We start from the raw sequence: 24,465 nt of genomic DNA, 5'->3' as shown, positions 1-24,465 counted from the left end.
CGCCCGCTACACCGCCCGGGCGGACCGGCTGGCCCGATGGCCGAAACGACGCTTGAGCCAATCTTGCAGCCCGTCCAGGTACACATAATAGACGGGCGTGAAATACAGTGTCAGCAGTTGCGACACCACCAAGCCCCCCACCACGCAAAGCCCCAGCGGCCGCCTGGCTGCCGCCCCGGCCCCGAAGCCCAGGGCGATGGGCAAGGTGCCCATCAGCGCCGCCATGGTGGTCATCATGATGGGCCGAAAACGCGTGACCGCGCCCTCGAAGATGGCCTGGCGCGCCGGCAGGCCCTGGCCGCGCTGGGCCTCCAGGGCGAAGTCGATCATCATGATGGCGTTTTTCTTGACGATACCGATAAGCATGATGATGCCGACGAAGCCGTAGATGTTGAGGTCCAGGCCGAAGAGCATCAAGGTGGCCAGGGCGCCCACGCCGGCCGAGGGCAGGCCCGACAGGATGGTCAGGGGGTGGATGAAGCTCTCGTAGAGGATGCCGAGCACGATGTAGATGACGAGCACGGCCATGCCGAGCAGCAGGGACAGGCCGGTGAGCGAACTCTGGAAGGCTTGCGCCTCGCCCTGGAAGCTCGTGGCGATGGTGCCGGGCAGTTCCTTTCGGGCCAGTTCCTCCACGGCCGCGACGACGTTGCCGAGCGACGCCCCGGGCCGCAGGTTAAACGACATGGTCACTGACGCCAACTGGCCAGAATGGTTGACGGACAGCGGCCCGACCGACACCGTCCGCTTGATCAGCGTATCGAGGGGCACGAGCTGGCCGTCGCTGGAGCGCACGTAGAGCAGGGCCAGGGCCTCGGGGTTGGCCTGGTAGGCCGGGGCCAGTTCCATGATGACCTGGTAGGTGTCGTTGGTGGCGTAGATGGTGGAGATCTGCCGGTTGCCATAGGACGTGGCCAGGGCGCTCTCGATCTGGTAGGCCGAGATGCCCAGGGCCGAGGCCTTGTCGCGGTCGATGTCGATGCGCAGCTCCGGATTGCGGATCTGCAGGTCGGAATTCACGTCCTGGATGTCGGGCAGTTCGCGCATCCTGCCCTCGAAGGCGGCGGCGGCCCTGAACAGTTCCTCCGTATCCGGCCCCTGGAGGGTGTACTGGTACTGGCCCTTGCTGGCCCGGCCGCCGATGCGGATGGGCGGCGGGTTTTGCAGGTAGGTCCGCAGCCCCGGCACCTGGGCCAACTCCCGGCGCAGGCGCTGCATGACCTGGTCGGCCGTGGCCGTGCGCTCGTGCACGGGCTTGAGCGAAAGCATCATGCGGCCGTTGTTGTTGGTGTTGTTGGGGCCGCCGGAACCGACCACGGACATGAATTCCGCCACGTCCGGGTCCTTGGCCAGCAGGTCGTTGAGGCGCTTTTGCCGCTCCATCATGACGCCAAAGGCCACCCCCTCCTCGGCCTCGGTGGTGACCGAAAGCTGGCCCGTGTCCTCGCTTGGCAAAAACCCCTTGGGAATGGCCCGGAAAAGCCAGACCGTCAGGCCAAGCAGGGCCAGGGAAAACAGGAACGTGGCGAAATGGTGCTTGAGCACCAGGCGCAGCGACGTGTCGTAGAAGTCGCGCAGGCCGTCGAAGCCGCGTTCGATGGCGTTGTAGACCAGGCCGTGGCGCACGGTGGCGTGGGGTTTGAGCACCAGCTTGCACAGCATGGGGGTCAGCGAAATGGACACGAAGCCGGAAATGAGGATGGACACCATGATGGTCACGGCGAATTCGTGGAAAAGCCGCCCCACCACGCCGCCCATGAAAAAGACCGGCAAAAACACGGCCGCCAGTGAAATGGTCATGGAGACGATGGTGAAGCTGATCTCCCTGGAGCCTTCCATGGCCGCGGCCAGGGCCGTCTTGCCCATCTCCAGGTGGCGCACGATGTTTTCGAGCATGACGATGGCGTCGTCCACGACGAAGCCGACGGACAGCGTCAGCGCCATGAGCGAAATGTTGTCCAGGCTAAAGCCCAGCACGTACATGGCGGCGAAGGTGCCGACCACGGACATGGGCAGGGCCAGGCTCGGGATGACCGTGGCCGGGATGTTGCGCAAGAAAAGGAAGATGACCATGACCACCAGGGCCACGGTCAAAACCAGGGTGAACTTCACGTCGGCCACGGACTCGCGGATGGACACGGACCGGTCGTAGAGGATCCTGAGCGAGACCGAGCCCGGCAGTTGGGCCTGGAAGCTGGGCAAAAGCTTCTTGACGGAGTCCACCACCTCCACGGTGTTGGTGCCGGGCTGGCGCTGCACGGCCAGGACCATGCCCGGGGTGCCGGAAAACCAGTTGTAGCGGCGGGTCTCCTCCACGGAATCCGTGACGCTGGCGATCTCGGCCAGGCGCACCGGCGCCCCGCCGCGCCAGGCGACGATCAGCGGCTTGTAGCCCTCGGCCGAGAGCAGCTTGCCGCTGGAGCGCACGGTGTATTCCTTGGACGGGCCGGACACCGTGCCCACGGGCAGGTTGACATTGCCTTTTTTCACCGCCTCGGACGCCTCGTCCACGCCGATGCCCTTGGCGGCCATGGCCTCGGGGTCGAGCTGGATGCGCACGGCGTACTTCTTCGAGCCGTAGACCGAGACTTGCGCCACGCCGGGCACCATGGAAATGCGCTGGGCCATCATGTTCTCGGCGTATTCGTCCACGTCGGACAGGCGCATGACGGCCGAGGAGATGGCCAGGTAGAGGATGGGCGCGTCGGCCGGGTTGACCTTGCGAAACGACGGCGGCGAGGGCAGGTCGTCGGGCAGGTCCTTGGCGGCCGTGGTCATGGCCGACTGCACGTCCAGGGCGGCGGCGTCGATGTTGCGGTCCAGCGAAAACTGCAGGGTGACGCGGGTGGAGCCTATGGAATTGATGGAGGTCATGGAATCGAGGCCGGCGATGGTGGAGAACTGCTTTTCCAGCGGGTTGGCCACGGCGGCGGCCATGGTCTCGGGGCTGGCCCCGGGCAGGGACACCCGGACCTCGATGGTAGGGAAATCGACGCTCGGCAGGTCGGACACCGGCAGCCTCAGGTAGGCCATGACGCCGAAGAGAAGAATGGCGGCCATGACCAGGGTGGTCATGACGGGCCGGGAGATGAAGATGGCGGCCGGGTTCATTGGGCCGCCCCCGTGCCGGCGGGGCCGTTGGCCGCCGTGGCCTGGCCGCCCGGCTTGATCTCGGCCCTGGCCCCGGGCGCCAGGCGGACCTGGCCGTCCACCACCACCATCTCGCCGTCGGCCAGGCCCTTTTGCACCACGGTCCGGTCGTCGACGATGGGACCGGGCGTGATCTGGCGGGCATCCACCAGGCCGTCGGGGGCCACCACGTAGACATAGGGGCCGTTTAGGCCGTCCATGACGGCCTTGGTGGGGATGACCACGGCGCCGGCAAGGGTGGACAGGTTGAGCCCGACGCGCACGAACTGCCCGGGCCACAGGCGGTGGTCGGCATTTTGCGAGGCGGCCTTGAGCCGGATGGAGCCGGTCCTGGCGTCCACGCTGTTGTCCACCGAAGCCAGATCGGCGATCACCGGGGCCTTGCCCTCCTCGCCGGCCGGGACGGCCGTGATGGACAGCTCACCCTTGGCGGCGCGCTCGCGGATGACCGAAAGGTAGCGCTCGGGCACGGAAAAGGAAATGAAGATGGGGCTTATCTGGTTGATGACGCACATGACCCGGTCGTCGTTGGCCTTGACCACGTTGCCAAGGGTGAGCAACACCGAGCCGACCCGGCCGGCGATGGGGGCGCGGACCTCGGTGTATTCGAGGTCCAGGCGCGAGCGGGCCAGGCTCGCCTCGTTGAGCCGGATGGTGCCCTCCAGGGTCTTGGCCTGGGAATAGGTTTCGTCGTACTGGCCCTGGGCCACCACGTCCTTGGCCTTGAGGGTCACGTAGCGCTTGAGGTCCTCCTCGGCCTTGACCAGCAGGGCCTTGTCGCGGTCGAGCTTGGCCTGGGCCTCGCGGATGGCCAGTTCGTAGGGGCGCGGGTCGATGCGAAAGAGCAGTTCACCCTTGGCCACATCGGCGCCGTCGCGCACGCGCTGCTCGGTGATGGCGCCGCCGACCTGCGGCTTGACCGTGACCGTGGCCACGGGTTCGACATTGCCCACGGCCCGCACCACCAGGGGCAGGGTTTCGGTTTTGGCCGCCACGGCCAGCACGGGCACCGGGCGGGCGGCGACGGCCGGGGCCTTGTCCCCGTTGCCGCCGCAGGCCCAGACACAACACACGGAAAGCGCCAACAGGGCGGCTCGCGAAAACGACAAGCGGCTCACAAGACCTCTCCACAAACGGGGTCGAAGATTGGCGGGACAAAATCCCGGGCATCGGGGCAGCCGAGGGCGGCCAGGGAAAAACGGACGACATGCAGGGCGATGTCGTCCACCCCGCCCTGGCAGGGGTCGCAGTCGGGATAGAGCCGGGCGAGCAGGGGGCCGTCCAGGACGAAATGGCGGCACTGGCCCACGACGCTCTGGGCGTGGCGGGCCACGGCCAGGGGCGTGGCCCCGGGGCCGAGGAGTTCGGCCACGATGGCGCGCAGCACGGTGCTGGCCGGGGCCAGGCAGCGTTCCACCACCAGGCTCAGGTTGGGCGAGGGCTCGGCCATTTCCCGGGCCATGAGCCGGGAAAGCCAGTTGTGGCGGGATTTCTCCCGCAGCCGCAGCAACAGGGCGCGCACGTAGGCGTACAGGCGCGCCTTGGCATCGGCCCCGGGGGCCAGGCCCAGGTCCGGCGGGAAGCGGCGGCTGGCCTCGCGGTGGGCGTGTTCGAGGACGGCCTGGTAGAGGCGGTCCTTGCTGCCGAAATGGTAGTGGATGGCGGCCAGGTTGGCCTTGGCCAGCTTGGTGATCTCGCGGACCGTTGCGGCCTGGTAGCCCTTGCAGGAGAAGATTTCGCCGGCGGCTTCGAGCAGCCGCACCCGGGTTTCGTCCTCGCGACCGTTGCCAGTCATCAGCCCGCCTTGGTGAACGCGTGTGCGTCGTGAATTTACGGACGATCGCCAGGCCGGTCAACCCTTCCCGGCAACGACGCCGATCGGTTACGCCTTTGTCATCCACGGGGCGCGCCCACGTTGACGGCGGCGGTAAAACAGCCTAGCCCGGATCATCCTTGCGGCAAACCCAAACGAAGGAGCACGCCCATGGCCGACGGCATCATCAACGTAGTGGCCAAGTTCGTCGCCAAACCGGGACAGGAGGCGGTACTGAAAACCGCGCTCACGGCCCTGGTCGCCCCGACGCAGAAAGACCCGGGCTACATCGCCTACGACCTGTACGAATCCACGGCCCGGCCCGGGGAATTCGTCCTGGTCGAGGCCTGGGAGAGCCGGGAGCTTCTGGCCAGCCACCTCGACACCCCGCATCTCAATGACTTCAAGGCCAAGGCGCCCGGCCTTCTGGCCGCGCCCATGTCCGTCAAGCTGTTCGCCGAGCTTCCCGGTTTTTAGCCCACGGCGGCGGTCCGGCGGCCCAAACGCGGCCGGCCGGACCGCCCGGCGTATTGCCCATGCCCCGCAACATCGAGGTCAAGGCCCGCATCCCAAGCCTGGAGGCCGTGCTGCCCCTGGTCCAGTCCCTGGCCGACGGCGCGCCCGAGGCGCTTTTCCAGGACGACACGTTTTTCACCTGCCCAACCGGCCGGCTCAAGCTTCGCGATTTCGGAAACGGGCGCGGCCAGCTCATCTTCTACCAGCGCCCCGACGCCCCCGGCCCCACGCAGAGCCGCTACCGGATCCACGAGACGGCCGACCCGGCCGGCCTGCGCGAAACCCTGTCCGCGGCCCTTGGCGTCATCGGCCGGGTGGTCAAGCGCCGGCTGCTTTTTTTCCGCGGCCAAACGCGCATCTACCTGGATGCGGTGGAGGGCCTCGGCGATTTCCTGGAGCTGGAAGTGGTGCTGGAGGCGGGGCAATCGGCGGCGGCGGGCCTGGCCATCGCGGAGGCCATCTTTTCCCAGCTGGGGCTGCCCGCGTCCGCGCGCCTGCCCGGCGCCTACCGGGACCTGCTGGAAGCGGCCGGCGCGTTCGCATCCGGCCCCGGGACCGCCTGAAGCGGGCGGCCCGCCGGGACGCCTCGCGGCGCGCCCGTGCAACAATACGCTGGCATCGTCACCATACCGCAGGGTTGCCGTTTGCTGGCCTCGAAACCGGTGCGGCCTGTCCGTGGACGCGGCCCTAGTCCCCGATGTCGGCGGCCGGCAGGCGCACGAAGAAAAGCGTCCCCGCGTCGGCGTCGCTGGTGAACCCCACCTCGCCGCCCAGGTAGTTCTCGGCAAAAAGCTTCATGCCGTAGGTGCCCAACCCCCGGCCGGCGCCCTTGGTGGAAAAGGCCCGGCGAAAAATCTGCGGCCTGGCCTCCTCGGGCACGGTGCCGGGGTTTTTGACCCAAAACCGCACGTATGAGCCGTCCGTGTCGCAGCCGGTCACGACCGTTTCCCCGGGCTTGCTGGCCTCCAGGGCGTTTTTTTGCATGTTGATCAGGATGCGGGTGACCAGCTTGCGGTCCGCCGCGAAATAGGCGTCCCCGCTGTCCGGGGCGAGGAGGAGCTGCTTGCCCCGGGCCGAGGGCTCCCGCCGCATGAGGCCGGTGACGTCAGTCAAAAGCGAGAGCGTGCCCATCTTGATGGGCGTGACCTCGTACTCGCCGTGCTCGGCCAGACTGAAGTCGCGCTGGGACAGGATCAGGTCGTTGATGCGCTCGGCGGCGAAGGCCAAAAGCTCCAGTTCGGCGTTCTGGGCGCACTCTTTCTCCTCGCGCAGCAACTCGCAGATGCCGCGCATGCCCGACACCATGTTGAGGATGTCGTGGTAGAAGATGCGCTCCATGAGCACCAGGCGCTTCTCGGCCCGGATGTCCGTCAGGATGGCGGCGTGAAAGGTCTCGCCGCCGTAGGCCATGGCCCAGATCCAGATGCGGAAGTCCAGGCTTTCGAGCTTGTGGCCGCCCTGACGGGCCAGGGAGCACTCGCCGTGGGCCAGGCCGCCCCCGGCCAGGCTCTCGGCCAGGGCCCGGGCCATGCCGCAGGACCGGCACAATTCGCTCGTGCCACAGCCCCCCACCTCCAGCCCCGCCCCCAGGCAGGACAGGGCCTCGCCCAGGCGTTGGCCAACCAGCCCCGCCGCCCCGGACCCACGGGATGTCAATTCACGAAACTTCTCGTTGGAATAAACGATCTGGCGGGTGATGTTGCACACCGCCACCCCCAGGGGCAGCCGATCGAGTACGCCGGCGGCCGGGCTTGAAGCGAACAACTTGGCCTGCAGGGCCACCTTGTCGGCGGGCAGGCGCTCGGCCGTAAACGGCGGTACGACTCCGGCGTCCACAAAAAACCTCCAGGTGAAAGCGCGGTCACCGAGTCATAGCCCACGGCCGAGCGTCCCGTAAACCACTTTCAGGCGGCCGCCTCCCGCAGGAAGGCGGCCGTGAAATCCGCACCGACAGCCTGGCCGCAGGTCACCCGGAGCACCTGCGGCAAGGCGGCCAGTTCGGCCAGGAGCCGGGGAAGGCCCCCGTCGTCGGCCAGGGCCACCACCAGCCGCCCCCCGCCGGCCGGGCCGGGCAGGCACAGCAGGCCATGAAGGACCTGGGCCCGCCGGGCCAGGCAGGCCGTCACATGGCGCGCGGCGGCCAGGCAGTCGTCGGTCGCCACTTCGAGCACGGTGCGGGCCGGCCGCTCGGGGCGCGTCACACTAGGCGTCGGCATGGCGTTTCTCCAGGATCATTTCATTGTTGGCGGCACCGGGGGGCACCATGGGATAGACGTGGGCGTCGGGGTCGACGGGCAGGCGCACCAGGGCGGGGCCGGGCGCGGTCAGGGCGGCGGCCAGGGTTCCCCGGGCGTCGCGGCAGTGTTCGAGGTCCACGCAGGCCATGCCGAAGGCCGCGGCCAGGGCCGGGAAATCGGGCCGGGCCGCAAACGTCGAGGCGGTATGCCGCCCGCCCATGAGGAATTCCTGCTGCTGGCGCACGAGGCCCAGCACGCCGTTGTCCATGAGCAGTATCTTGACCGGCAGCCCCAGCTCCACCAGCGTGGCCATCTCCTGGATGTTCATGAGCAGCCCCCCGTCGCCGGTGACGCAGGCAACCGGCGTGCCGGGCTCGGCCAGGGCGGCGCCGATGGCCGCGGGCAGGCCGAAGCCCATGGTGCCAAGGCCCCCCGAGGTAAGGAACCGGCCCGGCCGGGCGCAGGGCCAGACCTGGGCGGCGCGCATCTGGTTCTGGCCCACGTCCGTGGTCACGATGGCCTCGGGGCCGAGGATTGCGGCCGCGGCCACGAGCATGCCGTAGGGGCTCTTGGGGTCGGCAAGGCCCGGCGGGACGAAGGCGTGCTCCCGGCGGATGCCGGCCCGATGGCCGGCCCAATCGTGGCGGGGCCTGGCCGGCACCAGGGGCAGCAGGGCCTCCACCACCCGGCCGGCATCCCCGGCCAGGGCCACGTGGGCGCGGCGGTTTTTGTGGTGTTCGGCCGGGTCGATGTCGATGTGGACCACGGCCGCCCCGGGGCAGAAACGCTTGGCGTCGCCCGTGGCCCGGTCGTCGAAGCGGGCGCCCACGGCCACGAGCAGGTCGCAGTGGCACAGGGCGTGGTTGACGGCCGGCCGGCCGTGCATGCCGACCATGCCGGCGTTGCGGGGATGGTCGTGGGGCAAAAGCCCAAGGCCCATCAGCGTCGTCACCACCGGCGCGTCCAGGGCCTCGGCCAGGGCGGCCACGGCCGCGCCTGCGCCGCACCGGGCCGCGCCGCCGCCGCACAGAAGCACCGGACGTTCGCTGGCGGCCAAAAACGCCGCCGCCTTGGCCAGGTCGGCCGGCGAGGGCATGGGCTGGGCCTCCAGCCGGGCCGGTTCGGGCCAGGCCTCGATGGTCACGGCCTCGAGCTGGACGTCGCGGGGCACGTCGATGACCACCGGGCCGGGCCGGCCCGAGGCGGCGATGCGGAAGGCCTCGGTCATCAGGCGCGGCAGGTCGGCCGCCCGGCGCACCAGCATGTTGTGCTTGGCGATGGGGATGGTCAGGCCGTAGACGTCGACCTCCTGAAAGGCGTCCGTGCCGATGAGCCCGCGCGGCACCTGGCCGGTGAGGCAGACCAGGGGCACGGAATCGGCCTTGGCGTCGGCGATGGCGGTCAGCAGGTTCATGGCTCCCGGGCCGGAGGTGGCCAGGCAGACCTGCGGCCGGCCCGTGACCCGGGCCATGCCCTGGCCGATGAAGCCCGCGCCCTGTTCGTGGCGGGCGAGCACGATGCGGATGGGGGTTTCGGCGAGGGCGTCGAACAGCGGCAGGTTGGCGCCGCCGGGAATGCCCGACACCACCTCGATGCCGTGGCGCAGGAGACTCTGGGCGATTATCCGGGCTCCGGTCGTCTGGATCATACTGGCCTCCGGTTGTGCCCCGGGCGCGCGGCGGAAAACGCAAAAAGCCCCCGCCGGCGCGCCGGCGGGGGCTTCAAGGACATGACGAAAAAAAGGTTCCCCGCTAAGGCGCCGCTATGGCGACGCCTACTACGACCGCGCACTTCGCGTTGGGAAGGGTTAGCACCAGGCGGGTCACAGCAGGCATGTTAGGGATTCCTCCGACGTTTTGGGAAGTATTACGCCCACCGGTTCGGCCCGTCAAGAGCCATGAGGATGGCCAAGGCCCGGACGGCGCTCCGGCCGCCCGTATGCCGCCGGGCGCTCCGGCGAGGGCCGGCACAGGCTCGCGAAGCGCCCGCCAGGGGCAGGCCGGCCAATCCCGGCCAGGCCGCCTGTGGCGGACCGCCCCCCATAACAAGGCCAACCAGCCGAGCACTGTATCCGGCACAGGCTCGTCTGGTTGGCCGGGGGCAATATGGCAAGAGAAGTAGTATACTGTCCCGATAGACAAGTAACGTTTCAATTGATCCAGAAAATGACCACCTTGTTACTTTCTTTTTAAAAGGACATGGTCGGCCGACCCGCCCCGCCCCTGCGGCCGGCCGGCCTGTTGCCGACGGCAGGCGCTGCTGAGCCATCCGTTACGCCGACACCGGACAGCACACCGCTTATCCTTCCGTGGCGCCGACACCGGACAGCACACCGCTGATGATGCTGTCGACGTTGGACATGGGGTTGCTGCCCGAGGTATTGGCGGCGGTATTGCCGTAGGCCTGGGCGGCGCCGGCCTGGGTCCCGGACGCGCCCGTGGGCGGCTTGGGCGGGGTCAGGGAGGACATGCTTCCGGATTTGGCCGCCTCGGCGAACTTGCTGGCCATGTCGCTGTAGAGCTTGGCCTCGTTGGAATCGGAGGCGTTGCCGGCCGCTTCGCTCAAGCTATCGGAAATCTGCTGGGCAGCCTCCTTGAATTTCTCCGGGTCCGAGGAAGCCAGATCGCTGAGCTTTTTCATGGTCTCGGCGCCCTTGGAAAAATTCGCGTCATCCCCGGAAATCTTGAGGCCGTCGCTGTCCGACGAGGAGGAGCTCGTGCTCGACGTCGTCGCGGTCCCGGTGAGGGAACTCAGCGTGGTGGAACTGGAATAGTTCAGGCTGACGAGATCCGTGGTCATGGCCGTTCTCCTTTGCTTGCGTACAATCTTGCCCGGCTTATCGGCGGCCTCGTGGCAGAGTTTAGAGATAAATAATACTTTTTATGATGTAACCTTTTAAAATAAACGTCGTCACAAATGCTATAACCATGATATTTACGAAAATTTTTACGCACTATTTCAAATTACACAACCATATCCCGTGGAATTTTTCATTTCCTTCGGTTATATTCTTCGGATGTTCTTCAGTATTGCAAGACTATTTCTTATGCAAACCATCACTGTATGTTCCTACAGTGCAAAAAATGAGGATTCTCCTTTATCGATCCTTCACGGCCTCCCTTGCCGCATCCCTTCGCGCGCCAGCCCTTCGGGGCCGGCCCCCGGACCTGCCCCGGCCTGGCCCCAACCCGACCCAGACACGGCCCGGCCACGGCCGGTAAGCCCGCTCCATCGGCCTGGCCAACCTGCACAGGCACCACCCAGCCGGGCTCGCTTCCTCCGACACCAGGCCCCTGTGGCAATGACACGGCCACGCGCCCCCGACGCCAGTCCCCATGCGGCGGATAACGGCCACGCTCTCCCCGGCACCAGGCCCCCAAACCAGCTGCCGCCACGAAAAAGCCCCGCCGAACGCACGGTCGACGGGGCGCGGAAACATCTCTTCGGAAAACCGCCGAGCCCACCTGCCCGGGCAGGCCCTCGGGCGGCAGCCGGCGGCGCCGGCGCGGCAGGCGGTAAAAACCTAGAACATCTGCTTGAGCAGGTCCTCGCCTTTGCCCAGGGGGGCGTTGGGGTCGGTGAAAAAGGCCTTCTCCTGCTCCTCGTCCATGATGGCCATGGAGCCGCGCTCGGTGCCTTCCTTGAAGGCCATGGGCACGCCGTCCACGGTGCCCATGACGATGCCGGGCGGGCGCGAGAAGTCCTCCACCGGATAGTCGTCCTCCACGGCCTTGCGGTAGGTGAGCCAAATGGGCAGGGCCGCCCGGCCGCCGGTCTCGCCCTTGCCCATGGGCTTGGGCTGGTCGAAGCCGATGTAGCAGCCGGTGAGCAGATAGGGCGAAAAACCCATGAACCAGGCGTCCTGGAAGTCGTTGGTGGTGCCGGTCTTGCCGGCCAGCGGCCGCCCCAGGACCTTGGCCGCCGTGGCCGTGCCGGCCCGCACGACCTCCTTGAGCAGGCAGTCCATGATGTAGGCGGTCTGGGGCGAAAGGACCTGCTTGACCTCGGGCTTGTTGACGTAGATTTCCTCGCCCCAGGGGCTTTTCACGTCCAGGATGAAGCGGGGCTTGATGGTTGAGCCGTCCCGGGCGAAGGCCGAATAGGCCTGGATCATGTCCAGGAGGTTGACGGCCACCGCGCCCAGGCTCACCGGCAGGTACGGTACGAACTCGCCGCGAAGCCCCAGCTCCTGGGCCCGCTCCACGATCTTTTTCATGCCCACCTGCTGGGCCACCCGCACCGTGACCAGGTTTTTGGACTTGGCCAGGGCCGAGCGGATGGTCATGGGGCCGCCGTAGTCGCCCTCGTAGTTGCCCGGCGACCAGACCTGGCCGCTCCAGGGGTCGCGGTAGGAAAAGGGGCCGTCCATGACCACCGTGGCCGGGGTCATGCCGTTGTCCATGGCCGTGGAATAGACGATGGGCTTAAACGAGGAGCCGGGCTGGCGAAAGGACTGGGTGGCCCGGTTGAACTGGCTTTTCTCGAAGGAAAAGCCGCCCACGCAGGCCAGCACCTCGCCCGTGCGCGGGTCCATGGACACGATGGCGCCTTCGATGCGCGGCTCGAGCTGCATGGCCAGCTTCCACACCGGCCGGCCGGGCTTGACCGAGGCCGGGGCCGGGGCAGGCTGGGCCGCCTTGGCCGCCTTGCCCTTGGCCGTCGGGGCGGGCTGGGCCGGGGTTTCGGCCGGCTTTTGCGCCCCGGCCTTGTCCGGCACGGCGATGACCGAGGCCCAGACCAGGTCCCCGGGCTCGACCTTGCCCTTGGCGAAACTCATCTCCTCGGCCGGGATGAAGCCGTACTTGTCGCCGAAGCGCACCGTGGCCCCCTGCCCCGTGACCTCCTGGACCAGGGCCTTGACCCAGCGGCCGGGCACCAGCAGCGATTCCGGCACGTTGCTGCGGGCGTAGAAATCCTCGTAGCGCTCCTTGTCGAGCTTTTCCAGGGCCGGCTTGTAGCCCCGGCGCTTCTCCGAGGCGACCAGGCCCTCGCGCAGGCCCCGCTCGGCCGCCTCCTGGTGCTTGAGGTCCACGGCCGCGCGCACGTGCAGGCCGCCGTTGTAGACCTGGTCCTCGCCGAACCGGTCGATGAGCTCGCGGCGCACCTCTTCCAGGTAAAACGGGGCCACTTCCCAGGACGGGTCGGGCATGCTTTTAAAAACCAGCGGCTCGGCCACGGCCGCGTCGTGCTGGGCTTGGGTGATCCAGCCCTGGACCAGCATGCGGCCGAGCACGTATTTCTGGCGGTTCTTGGCCGATTCGAAGTCCCGGAAGGGGCTGTAGCGGGTGGGGGCCTGGGGCAGGCCGGCCAGCAGGGCCGCCTGGGCAATGGTCAGGTCGCCCACGTGAACGCCGAAATAGGTCCGCGCCGCCGCCTCCACGCCGTAGGCCCGGGAGCCGAGGTAGATCTGGTTCAGGTAGATGGTGAGGATCTCGTCCTTGGTCAGGTACTTCTCCAGCCGGTAGGCCAGGATGGCTTCCTTGATCTTGCGCTTGTAGCTTTTTTCCGAGGATAAAAGCAGGCGCTTGATGATCTGCTGGGTGATGGTGGAGCCGCCCTGCTTGATGCCGCCGCGCTGGAGGTTTTTTATCATGGCCCGCACGATGGCCGAGATGTCCACGCCCTCGTGCTGGTAGAAGGTGGAGTCCTCGGCGGCCAGGAAGGCCTTGGGCAGAAATTCCGGCATTTCCGCAAGCGTCACCAGAAAGCGCTTTTCGGAATAGAGGTAGCCCAGGACCTTGTTTTCCCGGGTGTAGATGGTGGTGACCAGGGGCGGGCGATAATCGGTGATTTTCCGAAAACTCGGCAAATCGCTGGACGCCCAGTAGTACAGGCCCACCAGCCCGGCCGCGGCGGTGATGCCGCCGACCACGGCCAGGAGAACGAATAAAAGGAGCAGCTTTTTCACGTGCCAAATCTCGCTGGGGAGGGAGTGACCGTTGCCATGCCTTCCCGGGGGGGCAGCCCCCAGGCCAGACGCAGCCGGCCATGCAGGTCCCGTACCTGGGCTTCGGTCATGACGATGGCGGCGAGCATCCCGGCCACGGTGCGCCCTTCGCGGTGGACCAGGCAGGTCGTGGCGGCAAAGGCCGACACCCGCCCGGCGGCCATCCAGAACGGGAAGAGGCGGCAATAATACGGCCGCACTTGCCTTGGCAAGCAGCAGCCGTCGGCCCGCAGGAAGACACACCGCCCGGACGGGCCCACCGACAGGCGCAGATGGCGTCGCCCCGGCGGGAAAAGCGCCTCCAGGACCTGGCCCTCGCCCGGAAAAAGCCGCCGCAGGCTGGCCAGAAACGCGGCGGAATTGGCCTCGGGCGTAAACGCCCCGCGCGACAGCCCGGTCTGTTCCCCAATGCGCTGCCGCTCCATTTCGGAAACGGGAAAGCACTGGTCCTCATGCCCGGGGGTCATCACGCAGCATGTGGGACCGGACGCGGCGCACCTGGCGCAGATGTCCGGCGAAACCCCGCCGACGGCCTTGCCCGGCCGATCCATGGACATGGGTCACCCTCCCGGCGCGCCGCGCGGCCAAACCCGGCCCGGCGACGCCCGAGGCGTACATAATACCGGCCTGCCCGGCCGTAAAGCCCGGCCAGCCCGCGTCGCGGCGCCCTGTCCCGGCCCGGCCGGCGGCGCGGCCCAGGCGGCGGTTCCTTGTGGTCGTGCACGCGGCCCGGGCTACGGTTCCTCGTGGCCGTGCGCGCGGCGCCCCGTCCCGGCCGGCAAGAGCGGCCAGGCTGCGACTCCTCGCGGTCGTGCCCCGTCGCGGCCCGTAGCGAGGCCCAGACGCCGGCGCGTCGCGGCCCGTAGCGAGGCCCAGACGCCGGCGCGTCGCGGCCCGTAGCGAGGCCCAGACGCCGGCGCGTCGCGGCCGTGCCGCGCGGCGCCCGTCCCGGCCGGCTAGCGGGCCAGCTTCTCCTCGGCCAATTCGGTCAGGGTCAGCCGGCCGGAGACATCGGCGAGCAGCCCCAGATGCACCAGGTCGCGCACCATGGGCTCCACCTGGGAAAAGTGGCGCACCAGGGCCCGGCTGATGTCTTCCTCGGTGGCCGGGGGATCGCAGGCGCGCAGGATATCCCGGGCGGTCTGGGTCAGGGAGCCGTCGGGCTTGATGGCGGCAATACTTTCGTCGGCGTCGATCCGTTCATCCCGCTCTTCGGGCGTCATGTGGTCTCCTTTGTGCGGTAATACCAGTCCGGGCCGGCCGCGCCGCCGGCCTTGGCCCGTTCCGCGGCCATGGCCTGGGTGCGCGGCGGCGGAGCCAGCACGGGCTCGCCGGGCTTCCAGCCGGCCGGAGTGGCGACGCCGTGGGCGTCGGTGGTTTGCAGCGCCGCGACCAGGCGCAGGATCTCGCCCACGTCGCGCCCGGTGGTCATGGGGTAGGCGCTAGAGGCCCGCACGATCTGCCGGTCGTCGATGACATAGGTCATGCGGATGGGTTCGTTGGGCGATTCGGCGGACATGAGCATGCCGTAGCGGCGGGCCATCTCGCCGGTGACGTCGGCAACCAAGGGGAAATCGATGGTCACGCCGAAGTTGGCCTCCAGGGAACGGACCCAGGCGATATGGGAAAAGACCGAATCCACGGACAGCCCCAGCAGCTCGCAACCGAGTTCGCGCAGCTTGGCGCGCGCCCCGGCGAAGGCGACCAGTTCCGAGGCGCACACGGGGGTGAAATCCGCCGGGTGCGAAAAAAGCACCAGCCAGCTTCCCCGGAAATCCTCCAGGCGCAGGATGCCCTGGGTGGTTTCCGCCTCGAAATCCGGCGCCGGCTCGCCGAGGCGCGGGGTGGCCGGCAAAACGTCGCTTGCGGTCATGGAGGCTCCTTGTCGGTCGTGGCGGCGCGGCCTGTACGCTCAAGGTATCGCCGCTTCGCCGGCCGGCGTCAAGGGCCGGCGCCGTGGCCTATTCCCGAGCCCCAAAGAAGGGATCCGGCCAAGCGCAGGCAGGGTGCCCAGTGGCGCGGCCAGGCGGAAAACCCGGCCGGGCGAGGCGTACGGTGGCCAGTTGCGCGGCCAGACGGAGCATCCGTCCGGGTTCAGCGCAGGGTGCACAGGTCCTCGGCCAGGCGGTGGATGAGCGCCGACTTGATTTCCCGGGACTGCTCCGCGTCCTCCACGCGCCGGCCGTCGGCGCCGCGCACGTAGAACACGTCGCGCACCCGGCCGGCCGGGGTCATGACCTTGGCCAGGTGCGTCTCCAGGCGCAGCTCGTGGAGCGTGCGGGCGATGTCATATAAAAGCCCCACCCGGTCGTCGCAGGCCACCTCGATGACGGTGAACAGGTCCGAGGCCCGGTTGTCCAGGGAGACGACCGGCGGGTTGCGCGGCCCGGCCACGGCCGGCCCGGACAGCAGCGAGGCCCGCTTCTGGGCCAGGCGGTAGGCCAGGAAGAGCTTGCCGGAAAGCGCGTAGCGGATGGCCCGGGCCACCCGGGCGAAGACCTCGTCGGCGTAAAGCACGTCGGCCGGGTTGGCCGTGCGCAGCGACAGGATGGTCACGCCGTCGTCCCACACGAACACGTCGGCGTCGAGGATGGACAGGTCGTGCAGGGCCAGCGCCCCGGTCACGGTGGGAAAAAGCGCCCGCACATGGCGGCCGGCCACGGTCACCTGGAAGCCCTCGCCGCCGGGCAGGGCCTCGTGAGCCACGGCCACCACGTCGCGGCCGCCCCCGCCCTGCCGTTGGCTCGGCCGCATGCGCCGCTCCTCGGCCGCGGCCGCGTCGAGTTCGGCCAGCAGGCGCAGGTGGGACAGGATGGTTTCCGGCGCCTCCACCACGAGGTAGCGCGGCGGCATGGCCAAAAGCGCCCGCTCCAGGGCCTCGGGGTCCATTTGCCCCCGGGCCGTTTCCCGCAGCCGGTCCCTTGTGGCCAGCATGACCCGGGCGTCGCCCTCGCCGAAAAGCCGCCCCTGCTCGATGACGCGGCGCACCTTGGCGGCCAGGTCGTAGACCAGGGTTTCCTTCCAGGCCGTCCAGGCTTGCGGGCCGGTTGCCAGGCCGTCGCAACGGGCGATGAGCGTGAGCATGTCGAGGAGTTCCACCGTGGCCAGGCGCGAAGCCACCCGGGCCACCACGTCGGGGTCGGCCAAGTCCCGGCCGGTGGCGGTCTCGGGCAGCAGCAGGTGTTCGCGCACAAGCGTGGCCACGGCGTTGCGGGCCTCGGGCGGCGCGGCCAGGCGCTTGAGCATGGCCTCGGCCAGCTCGGCCCCCTTTTCGGCATGCCCGCCGCCCAGGCCCTTGCCCACGTCGTGGAGCAGCGCCCCCCAGAAAACCAGCTCCGGCCGGGGCAGCCCGTCCAGGAGCTTGCGGCAGCGCGCGTCGCCGTCGCCGGCCTGCATGGCGGCCAGCAGCCGCACCGCTTCCAGGCTGTGCCGGCCCACGGGATGGACGTGGTAGATGTCGAAGGAGACGATGTCCTCGACCCGGGCGAATTCCGGCAAGGCCGCCCGCAACAGCCCCGTGGCCATGGCCGCGTCCATGGCCAGGCCGGACGCGTCGGCCAGCATGACGGCGCCAAGCCCTTCGAAAAGCCGCCGCCCGGTGCGCGGCGACACGTCGGCCAGGCGGGCGAGCTCTTCGGACAGGCCCCGCAACCGGCGCAGCGTGCCGTGGGACAGGGGAATGCCGGAGGTGGCGCAGGCATGCAGCAGGTCGAAAACGGCCTCCATGGCCGCCACGTCGGACAACCCGGGCGCGAAGCGCAGGCCCTCGGGCGCGCGTTCCACGCCGGCGGCCACGGGCACGGCCGGGGCGGCCAGGTCCAGGGCGCCCAGCGCCCCGGCCAAAAGCGGCCAAGCCGACAGGCGCAGGGCCTTGATGTCGGCCATGCGCCGCAGCAACTGCGCCAGGAAGCGTTCCACCCCGGCCCGGTCGCCCCGCTGGCCAAAGCCCATGGCCTCGGCCAGGCGCTCCTGAAACTCGAAATAGAGCTTGTCGTTTTTGCGGCCGCACAGGCGGTGCAGGTGGCAGCGGGCCAGCATCACGAAGGAGACGTCCCGGGCCAGGGCGTCGAGCTCCTCGGCCAGCGTCCTGGCGTCGCCGTCGCGGCCGGCGTCCAGGGCCAGCAGCCAGCGGACCTGGTGGGCGTCGCGCAGCCCGCCCAGGCCGTTTTTGAGGTTGGGTTCGAGCATGGCCCCGGCGTCGCCGTAGGTCGCCTTGCGGCCCTCGTTGGCCGACTCCAGCCAGCGGACGAAGGCGGCGGCCCGCTCCGGGTAGACCTCCCGGCCAAGGGCGGCGGCCAGGCCCTCGCACACGGCGGGGTCGCCGGCCAGGAAGCGCAGGTCGAGAAAGGAGGCCAACACCTGGTGGTCGCCCCGAGCCAGGTCCAGGCATTCCCGGATGGCCCGCACGCCGTGGCCCAGGTCCACGCCCAGGTCCCACAGGGGAAAAAAGAGGAACCTGGCCAGCTCCGGGGCGTCCTCGGGGGCCTCGCCGCCGTAGACGACCAGGACGTCGATGTCCGAGGCCGGGCACAGCTCGCGCCGGCCGTAGCCGCCCACGGCCACCAGGGCGAAGGTGGCGGCGATGGGCGCCCCGGCCCGGTATTCGGCCAGGCGGTCGCGGAAATAGCGGTCGTAGACGTCGGACAGGGCGGACACATAGGAGACGTCCACCTGCCCGGCGGCCAGGGCCGTGTCGAGCAGGGCCTTGCCCTCGACGAGCAGGGCGGCGCTTGGGGGCCTGTCGGTTGCGGCCATGCCTTTTCTCCGGTGCGGCACGTAAAAACCGGGGAGAAGCGTAGGCGCTCCCCCCCGGTCCGGTGCGGTTTTCGCTGCGCCGGGAACGCGTCCCGGGAGCGGCTAGACGGCCGCGTTGCCGGTTTCGCCGGTGCGGATGCGGATGACCTCGTCGATGGTGGACACGAAGATCTTGCCGTCGCCGACTTCGCCGGTCTGGGCGGCGGCCTGGATGGTCTTGATGACCTCGGCGGCCACGCTGTCCTCGACAATGAGCTCCATTTTGACCTTGGGCACGAAATCGACCTGGTACTCGGCCCCGCGATAGACCTCGGTATGGCCGCGCTGGCGGCCGAAGCCCTTGACCTCGGACACGGTCATGCCCTTGATGCCGATGCCCGTGAGCTTTTCCTTGATCTCGTCCAGCTTGTAAGGCCGGGTGATGACTTCGATCTTCTTCATGGCGCGCTCCTTATCCCCTCTTTTAGAGCTGGTAGCCGACTTCGCTGTGCTGGCTGACGTCGAGGCCCTTGGTCTCGTCCTCTTGGCTTACCCGAATACCAACCATCAAGTCCACGACTTTAAAGAGGATCAGCGACATGACGAAGCAGAAGGCCCAGGTGGCGACCACGGAGACGAACTGGATCCACAACTGGCCGGGGTTGCCGTAGAACAGGCCGTCGGCGCCCAGTTCATTGACGGCCTTGGTGGCGAACAGGCCGGTGGCCAGGGCGCCGAAGGTGCCGCCCAGGCCATGGATGCCGACCACGTCCAGGGAATCGTCGTACTTGAACACGCCCTTGAGCAGCACGCCGCCGTAGCACAGGGCGCCGGCGACCAGGCCCATGAGGATGGCCGGCATGGGCTCGACGAAGCCCGCGGCCGGGGTGATGGCGACCAGGCCGGCCACGGCGCCGGAAGCCATGCCCAGCGTGGTGGGCTTGCCGCGGTGCAGCCACTCGACCACGATCCAGCTGAAGGCGGCGGCGGCGGCGGCCAGGTGGGTGGTGACGAAGGCCGAGGCGGCCAGGCCGTTGGCGGCCAGGGCGCTGCCGGCGTTGAAACCGAACCAGCCGAACCACAGCAAGCCCGCGCCGAGGATGGTCAGGGGCAGGTTGTGCGGGATAAAGGCCTGCTTGCCGTAGCCGTGACGCCGGCCGAGGTAGAGCGCGGCGGCCAGGGCCGAGGCGCCCGAGCTCATGTGCACCACCGCGCCGCCGGCGAAGTCCAGGGCGCCCATCTTGGCCATCCAGCCGCCACCCCAGACCCAGTGGGCCATGGGACAGTAGACCAGGAGCAGCCACAGGCAGGTGAAGAGCAGGAAGCCGGAAAATTTGATGCGCTCGGCAAAGGCGCCGGTGATCAGCGCCGGGGTGATGACGGCGAACATGCACTGGAAGATCATGAAGGCCAGGTGCGGGATGTTGTCCACGCCTTCCTTGGCCGCCTGGCCCACGCCCTTGAGGAAGACGAAGTCCAGGTTACCGATGACCCCGCCGATGTCCCCGCCGAAGGCCAGGGAGTAGCCGACGATGGCCCACAGGATGCTGACCGTGCCGAGCAGGATGTTGGAGTGCATGAGCGTACCGAGGATGTTCTTGCCCCGGACCATGCCGCCGTAAAACAGAGCCAGGCCCGGGGTCATGAGCATGACCAGGGCCGCCGAAATGAGCACGAAAGCGGTATCCGCCGCGTTCATGGTTCCCCTCTCTCTTGTAACGTTTTTGTCGAACAAACCCCAGCCGGCGTCGCGTCTCCACCCGCCCGTTCGGCGTGCCCCGCCCCCTTGCCAGGAGCGGAGCCGTTTTTCGCGGAGCGGCGCGACAGAAATTTTCCTAAAGCGAAGTTGACACTTTTGCAACAACAAAATCACTCCCGCCGTCCCGGCCCCGTTCCGCGCCGTGCCCCTGGCGAGACCGGCCGTCTTGGGGTAGGCTTGGGCCGCAAGCAGTACTCCCCTCGGAGCCGGGCCATGACCGACAAAAAAGCAAAAATCCTTGTTGTCGAGGACGATGGCGACGTGCGCCGGGCCGTGAGCCTGTGGCTGGCCGGCTCGGGCTACGCCGTCGTCGAGGCCGCCGACGGCCGGGAAGGGCTCGATGTGGCCCGCCGGGAAAAACCCGACGCCGTGCTCCTGGACCTGCGCCTGCCGGTCCTCGACGGCTTCGAGGTGCTGGCCGCCCTGGCCCGCGAAGGCGGCGAGCCGCCGCCGGTGATCGTCATCTCGGGCCAGGACGAGATCGCCGGCGTGATCCAGGCCTTCCGCATGGGCGCGGCCGACTACCTGCAAAAACCCATCGTCAGCTTCGACCTGCTGGGCCATGCCCTGGGGGCGGTGCTGGAGCGGCGGATGCTGTCGCAGGCGGTGCGCCTGGCCGAGATGCGCTATTTCAACCTGGTCCAAAACCTGCCGCTGCTGGTCTTCGTCCTGGACGCCTCGGGCAACCTGGCCTTCATCAACAAGTTCTGCCGCACGCTGCTGGGCTATTCCCGGGGCGAGGCCCTCACCGAACAGGACTGGCTGCTGACCCGGGTGCACCCCGACGACCGGCAGCGGGTCGAGGCCTTGTTGCGCCGCGGGTTCTCGCCCCGGGAGCGGGCCCGCACCGAGGAATGCCGGCTGCTGCACAAAAACGGAGCCACCATCCACGCCCTGCTGCGGGCCATCCCCTCGACCCGGCCCGGCAGCGACGGCGCGACGGCGGCCATCGAGGGCATCGTCGTGGACATCACCGACCGGGTGGAACTGGAACGCTTCGTGGTCCAGGAGGAAAAGCTCAAGACCCTGGGCGCCATCTCGGCCGAAGTGGCCCACGAGATCCGCAATCCGCTTTTTTCCATCGCCGGCTTCGCCCACCGCCTCCAGGCCAGGCTGCCCGAAAACCGCGAGGCGGCCATCATCCTGTCCGAGGCCCGGCGCCTGGAGGACATCCTCGACCGCATCAGCACCTACCTGCACCCGGTGGACCTGCGGCCGCGCCAATGCGCCTTAAACGCCATCGTGTCGGCGGCCGTGGATTTCCTGGCCCCGGAATTTTCCGCCCGGGGCCTGTCCGTGGCCGCCCGCCTGGCCACCGGCCTGCCGGACCTGCAACTCGACCCGGACCTGCTGACGCAAGTGGTCACGAGCCTGCTGCGCTACGCCGCCGGCCATCTGCCCGAGGACGGCCAGGTGCTTCTGACCTCCTCGCGCCACGCCCGGTTCGTCCATCTCGACGTGGCCTTCGCCGCTGCCGCGCCCGTCCCCGAACCGGAACTGGTCTTCCTCCCCTTCCTCGAGGGCGAGGAGCGCAGCGGGCTGCCGCTTTCCCACCGCATTGTCAAGAACATGGGCGGCGCCCTGACCTTTTCCCAGATCACCGGCGAAGCCGTCTTCACGGTGCAGTTCCCGCTGGGGCCGCTGACCGAGCCCCTGCCCCCGGTCGAGGACGCGGATTGGGACGGCGACGAGGACGAGCCCGGCCCGGCTCCGGGCGAGGGTACGGCGTGAGCAGCGAACGCCGCGCGGCCTGTGCGCCCGGCGCAGCCTGCCCGCGGGCCATCCCTGCCGCAAAGGGCCGGGGCGCGGGCCGCGAGGCCTGGCTCGAGCGGCTTGCCGCCCTGCCCCTGCCCCAGGCGCCGGTCATCGTGGACGGCGGGGCCAACAAGGGCAACGTGACCGCCCGGCTGCTCACCACCTTTCCCGGGGCGCGCGTCGAGGCCTTCGAGCCCCAGCCGCGCCTGGCCCGAAAACTGGCCAAACGCTTTGCCGGCGACGCCCGGGTGCGCGTCCACGCCCTGGCGCTTGGCGAGGCGCCGGCGACGCTCACGCTTTCGGTCATGAACCGCCCGACGCTGTCGTCGCTGCTGCCGCCCACGGGCATCCGCGACAAATACGCCGGCCAGGCGCTTTCGATTGCGCAAACGATCGACGTGCCGGTGGCGCGTTTAGACGCGGTTTTAGACAGGGCGGACGTGATCAAGCTGGATTTGCAGGGCTACGAATTGCCGGCGCTTCGCGGCGCGACAGTGCTGCTGGGGGGTGTGTCCGCCATTGTGGCCGAGACCGCGCGTACCCCGCTGTATGCCGGACAGGCGCTGTTGCCGGAGCTGGAAGCCTTTCTGGGGGAATTCGGATTCACCCTGGACGGGGTCTACGAATGCTTCCGGGACGGGGACGGGCGGATCGTGTCCGGGGATGCGCTATTTCGCCGGGCCTAGGGCTCATTGCGATTCCACTTTGAAAGCAAAACAGGCATTACATATATGCTTTTGATATGATTATATCTTTTGAAAACATAACTTCGGTATGTTTTCAATTTGGTATCAGGCGCCGGCCAGGGCGGCCAGGGCCACGGCCGTAGCCCGCGCCCCATCCAGATCGACCGCCGCCCGGGGCGGCTTGGGAGCACCCAGGGCGGCCAGCATCCGGCCGGCCAGGCGGCCCGGGGCGAGGTCGGGCGGATCAAGGACCCCAAGCAGGCCGTGATCGGCCAGGCGTGACGCCCGCAGCCGCTGCTCCCGGTTCTGGTCGAAGGGGAAAACCAGCCCCCGCGCCCCGGCGGCAAGCAGGCCCATGACCGTGTTGTAGCCGGCCAGGCTCAACGACAGGTCGCAGGCGGCCAGGATGTCGGCGAAATCCGGGGCGAATCGGCGCACCCGGGCGTCGGGCAGACCGGCGGCCGCTGCCGAAAGGGCCGCATAGGCCGCGTCCGGGCAGTACGGGCCGGAAAACACCCGCACCGCCGCTTCCCGCAGCCGGGGATCGGCCCGGCAGGCGCCAAGTGTCGCCGCGAGCAGCTGCGAGCCCACCTTGCCGCCGCCGGCGCTGGCCACGACCAGCGCTTTCTCCTCCTCGACGCCAAGCTCCCGGCGCACCGCCGCCACCGCCCGCGAGGGCCGCGGCCCGACGGCCACGTAGCCGGTGTAATGGACAGGCACCGCGATCTCGCCAGCCCGGGAAAACGTCTCGGACAGCGGAAAAAGGGCCGGGTCGGCATGGACGCACACGGCATCGAAAAAGCGGCCCAGCCGGTCGAGCACCCGGGCCTCGTAGGCGGCCTGGTCCTTTTTCTCGACCAAAATGTCGCGCACGCCGCTCACCACGCGCCCGCCGCGCGCCCGCACCGCCTCGATGGCCGGCACGAGCTCGAATTCAAAGGCCTTGCGGCCGAAGGGATAGAGCTCCACGAAAAAGACGTCCGGGGCAAAGGCGCCCAGGGCGGCCAGCAGCCGCTGCCGCCGGTCGGCCTTGGCCGCCTCCAGGGCGGCGCCGGACAGGGTAAGCGCGGCAAAATCCGCATCCATGGCCAACGGCGGCAACCGGGCCACGGCCACTCCCTCGGGCGCGGCCACGGGCGCGGGCGGCCCGCCGAGCACGAGCAGCCGCTCGTGGCCGGCCAGGGCGGAAACAATGGCCAGGGTGCGAAACAGATGCCCCATGCCCAGCACATGCTGGCAGTAGACGGCGACCTTCACGCGGCGTCCGGGGGCGGGGGCAGGGCCACGTCCAGGCCGTCCACGGCGAGCTGCCCGTCCAGGCAGACCAGGCGCTGGAGCCGGTTGGGGTCGAAGGCCGGGGCCTCGTCGGGCAGGTAGGCCCGGCCGAGCAGATGGTAGCACACGGCCTTGATCACGCCCTGGTGGGTCACGACCAGGACGGTCTTGGCGGCGCTCGCCCGGGCGGCGTCGGTCAGGGCGTGGACGGCGCGCAGGCGCACCTCGGTGCGGGATTCGCCCTCGGGCGGGGTGAAGCCCCAGCCGGCGGCCTCGGCCGCGCGCCGGTCGGCCTCGGGCACGTCGCGCCAGTATTTGCCCGTCCACAAGCCGAAATGCTGCTCGCGCAGCCGCTTGTCCAGGGTCACCGGCAGGCGCAGGCGCAGGTTCAAGATGCCGACCGTGGCCCGGCACCGGCCCAGGTCGCTGGCCAGAATGCGGGAAAAGCCCTGGCCGGCCAGCCGGCTCGCCAGCTCGGCCGCCGCCGCCTGGCCGGCCGGCGACAACTCGCTGTCCCATTGGCCCTGGATGCGCTTTTGCTCGTTCCAAAGCGTGGCGGCGTGCCGCGTCAGATAAAATACCGTGCGTGCCAT

General features: G+C 68.8%; 20 protein-coding genes. 4 read left to right on the top strand and 16 right to left on the bottom strand.

The annotated features are described in order from the left end of the window. Nucleotides 1-6: 6 nt before the first annotated feature. Genes ACP59X_RS06205 through ACP59X_RS06195 form a run of 3 tightly spaced genes read right to left on the bottom strand, consistent with a single transcriptional unit; the run spans nucleotide 7 to nucleotide 4,945 of the window. Nucleotides 7-3,111, bottom strand: a complete 3,105-nt coding sequence (locus tag ACP59X_RS06205; protein WP_428566391.1) for an efflux RND transporter permease subunit — start codon at nucleotides 3,109-3,111, stop codon at nucleotides 7-9. Next, nucleotides 3,108-4,268 carry an efflux RND transporter periplasmic adaptor subunit gene (locus ACP59X_RS06200; protein ID WP_428566388.1) on the bottom strand — a complete coding sequence of 387 codons (1,161 nt, stop codon included), beginning with the start codon at nucleotides 4,266-4,268 and terminating at the stop codon, nucleotides 3,108-3,110. The genes ACP59X_RS06205 and ACP59X_RS06200 overlap by 4 nt, the downstream gene beginning before the upstream one ends. Beyond that, complete coding sequence (locus tag ACP59X_RS06195; protein ID WP_428566385.1) at nucleotides 4,265-4,945, bottom strand: CerR family C-terminal domain-containing protein; 681 nt, start codon at nucleotides 4,943-4,945, stop codon at nucleotides 4,265-4,267. Before ACP59X_RS06195 ends, ACP59X_RS06200 begins: the two co-directional genes overlap by 4 nt. Nucleotides 4,946-5,134: 189 nt before the next feature. On the opposite strand from ACP59X_RS06195, the gene ACP59X_RS06190 reads away from it, so the two are divergent. Both ACP59X_RS06190 and ACP59X_RS06185 read left to right on the top strand, forming a co-directional pair. Continuing rightward, nucleotides 5,135-5,440 carry a putative quinol monooxygenase gene (locus ACP59X_RS06190; RefSeq protein ID WP_428566382.1) on the top strand — a complete coding sequence of 102 codons (306 nt, stop codon included), beginning with the start codon at nucleotides 5,135-5,137 and terminating at the stop codon, nucleotides 5,438-5,440. A 59-nt stretch (nucleotides 5,441-5,499) separates the two neighbouring features. Then, a complete protein-coding gene (locus ACP59X_RS06185) occupies nucleotides 5,500-6,042 on the top strand; it encodes a class IV adenylate cyclase (protein WP_428566377.1) in 543 nt (180 codons plus the stop codon). A 124-nt stretch (nucleotides 6,043-6,166) separates the two neighbouring features. Here ACP59X_RS06185 and ACP59X_RS06180 read toward each other — a convergent pair whose 3' ends face one another. From ACP59X_RS06180 to ACP59X_RS06130, 11 genes are all read right to left on the bottom strand, one after another. After that, a complete protein-coding gene (locus ACP59X_RS06180; RefSeq protein WP_428566373.1) occupies nucleotides 6,167-7,315 on the bottom strand; it encodes a sensor histidine kinase in 1,149 nt (382 codons plus the stop codon). Nucleotides 7,316-7,383: 68 nt separating this feature from the next. Next, nucleotides 7,384-7,695 (bottom strand): ACT domain-containing protein, encoded by a 312-nt coding sequence (locus tag ACP59X_RS06175; RefSeq protein WP_428566368.1) that lies wholly within the window; start codon nucleotides 7,693-7,695, stop codon nucleotides 7,384-7,386. Further along, nucleotides 7,682-9,364, bottom strand: a complete 1,683-nt coding sequence (gene ilvB / locus ACP59X_RS06170; protein ID WP_428566365.1) for a biosynthetic-type acetolactate synthase large subunit — start codon at nucleotides 9,362-9,364, stop codon at nucleotides 7,682-7,684. The genes ACP59X_RS06175 and ilvB overlap by 14 nt, the downstream gene beginning before the upstream one ends. A gap of 650 nt (nucleotides 9,365-10,014) precedes the next feature. Then, nucleotides 10,015-10,515 (bottom strand): hypothetical protein, encoded by a 501-nt coding sequence (locus ACP59X_RS06165; protein ID WP_428566362.1) that lies wholly within the window; start codon nucleotides 10,513-10,515, stop codon nucleotides 10,015-10,017. A 724-nt stretch (nucleotides 10,516-11,239) separates the two neighbouring features. Beyond that, nucleotides 11,240-13,624: a penicillin-binding protein 1A gene (locus tag ACP59X_RS06160; RefSeq protein WP_428566357.1), complete on the bottom strand. Its 2,385-nt coding sequence runs from the start codon at nucleotides 13,622-13,624 to the stop codon at nucleotides 11,240-11,242. Further along, nucleotides 13,621-14,220 (bottom strand): YkgJ family cysteine cluster protein, encoded by a 600-nt coding sequence (locus tag ACP59X_RS06155; RefSeq protein ID WP_428566354.1) that lies wholly within the window; start codon nucleotides 14,218-14,220, stop codon nucleotides 13,621-13,623. The genes ACP59X_RS06160 and ACP59X_RS06155 overlap by 4 nt, the downstream gene beginning before the upstream one ends. A 399-nt stretch (nucleotides 14,221-14,619) precedes the next feature. Further along, nucleotides 14,620-14,886: a hypothetical protein gene (locus ACP59X_RS06150; RefSeq protein ID WP_428566351.1), complete on the bottom strand. Its 267-nt coding sequence runs from the start codon at nucleotides 14,884-14,886 to the stop codon at nucleotides 14,620-14,622. Next, complete coding sequence (locus tag ACP59X_RS06145; protein WP_428566348.1) at nucleotides 14,883-15,536, bottom strand: peroxiredoxin; 654 nt, start codon at nucleotides 15,534-15,536, stop codon at nucleotides 14,883-14,885. The genes ACP59X_RS06150 and ACP59X_RS06145 overlap by 4 nt, the downstream gene beginning before the upstream one ends. Before the next feature lie 221 nt (nucleotides 15,537-15,757). Then, the gene (locus ACP59X_RS06140; protein ID WP_428566343.1) at nucleotides 15,758-18,418 is read right to left on the bottom strand and encodes a [protein-PII] uridylyltransferase family protein; all 2,661 of its coding nucleotides are present in this window, start codon (nucleotides 18,416-18,418) and stop codon (nucleotides 15,758-15,760) included. A 102-nt stretch (nucleotides 18,419-18,520) separates the two neighbouring features. Then, nucleotides 18,521-18,859, bottom strand: coding sequence for a P-II family nitrogen regulator (locus ACP59X_RS06135; protein WP_428566341.1), 339 nt, complete (start codon nucleotides 18,857-18,859; stop codon nucleotides 18,521-18,523). A 22-nt stretch (nucleotides 18,860-18,881) separates the two neighbouring features. Next, entirely contained in the window at nucleotides 18,882-20,096 is a 1,215-nt protein-coding gene (locus tag ACP59X_RS06130; protein WP_428566338.1) for an ammonium transporter, read from the bottom strand. A gap of 273 nt (nucleotides 20,097-20,369) precedes the next feature. Between ACP59X_RS06130 and ACP59X_RS06125 the strand changes: the two genes are divergently transcribed. Together ACP59X_RS06125 and ACP59X_RS06120 are read left to right on the top strand one after the other, a co-directional pair. Beyond that, nucleotides 20,370-21,887 carry an ATP-binding response regulator gene (locus ACP59X_RS06125; protein WP_428566335.1) on the top strand — a complete coding sequence of 506 codons (1,518 nt, stop codon included), beginning with the start codon at nucleotides 20,370-20,372 and terminating at the stop codon, nucleotides 21,885-21,887. Then, a complete protein-coding gene (locus tag ACP59X_RS06120) occupies nucleotides 21,884-22,597 on the top strand; it encodes an FkbM family methyltransferase (RefSeq protein ID WP_428566331.1) in 714 nt (237 codons plus the stop codon). Before ACP59X_RS06125 ends, ACP59X_RS06120 begins: the two co-directional genes overlap by 4 nt. 105 nt (nucleotides 22,598-22,702) lie before the next feature. Here ACP59X_RS06120 and ACP59X_RS06115 read toward each other — a convergent pair whose 3' ends face one another. Together ACP59X_RS06115 and ACP59X_RS06110 are read right to left on the bottom strand one after the other, a co-directional pair. Next, complete coding sequence (locus ACP59X_RS06115; RefSeq protein WP_428566328.1) at nucleotides 22,703-23,854, bottom strand: glycosyltransferase family protein; 1,152 nt, start codon at nucleotides 23,852-23,854, stop codon at nucleotides 22,703-22,705. Continuing rightward, nucleotides 23,851-24,465: a histidine phosphatase family protein gene (locus ACP59X_RS06110; protein WP_428566325.1), complete on the bottom strand. Its 615-nt coding sequence runs from the start codon at nucleotides 24,463-24,465 to the stop codon at nucleotides 23,851-23,853. Before ACP59X_RS06110 ends, ACP59X_RS06115 begins: the two co-directional genes overlap by 4 nt.

Origin of the sequence: Solidesulfovibrio sp. DCME (genome assembly GCF_049995385.1) — a bacterium.
In the GTDB taxonomy this organism is placed as follows: Bacteria; Desulfobacterota; Desulfovibrionia; order Desulfovibrionales; family Desulfovibrionaceae; genus Solidesulfovibrio.
This window is presented reverse-complemented; position numbering and strand designations above follow the sequence as displayed.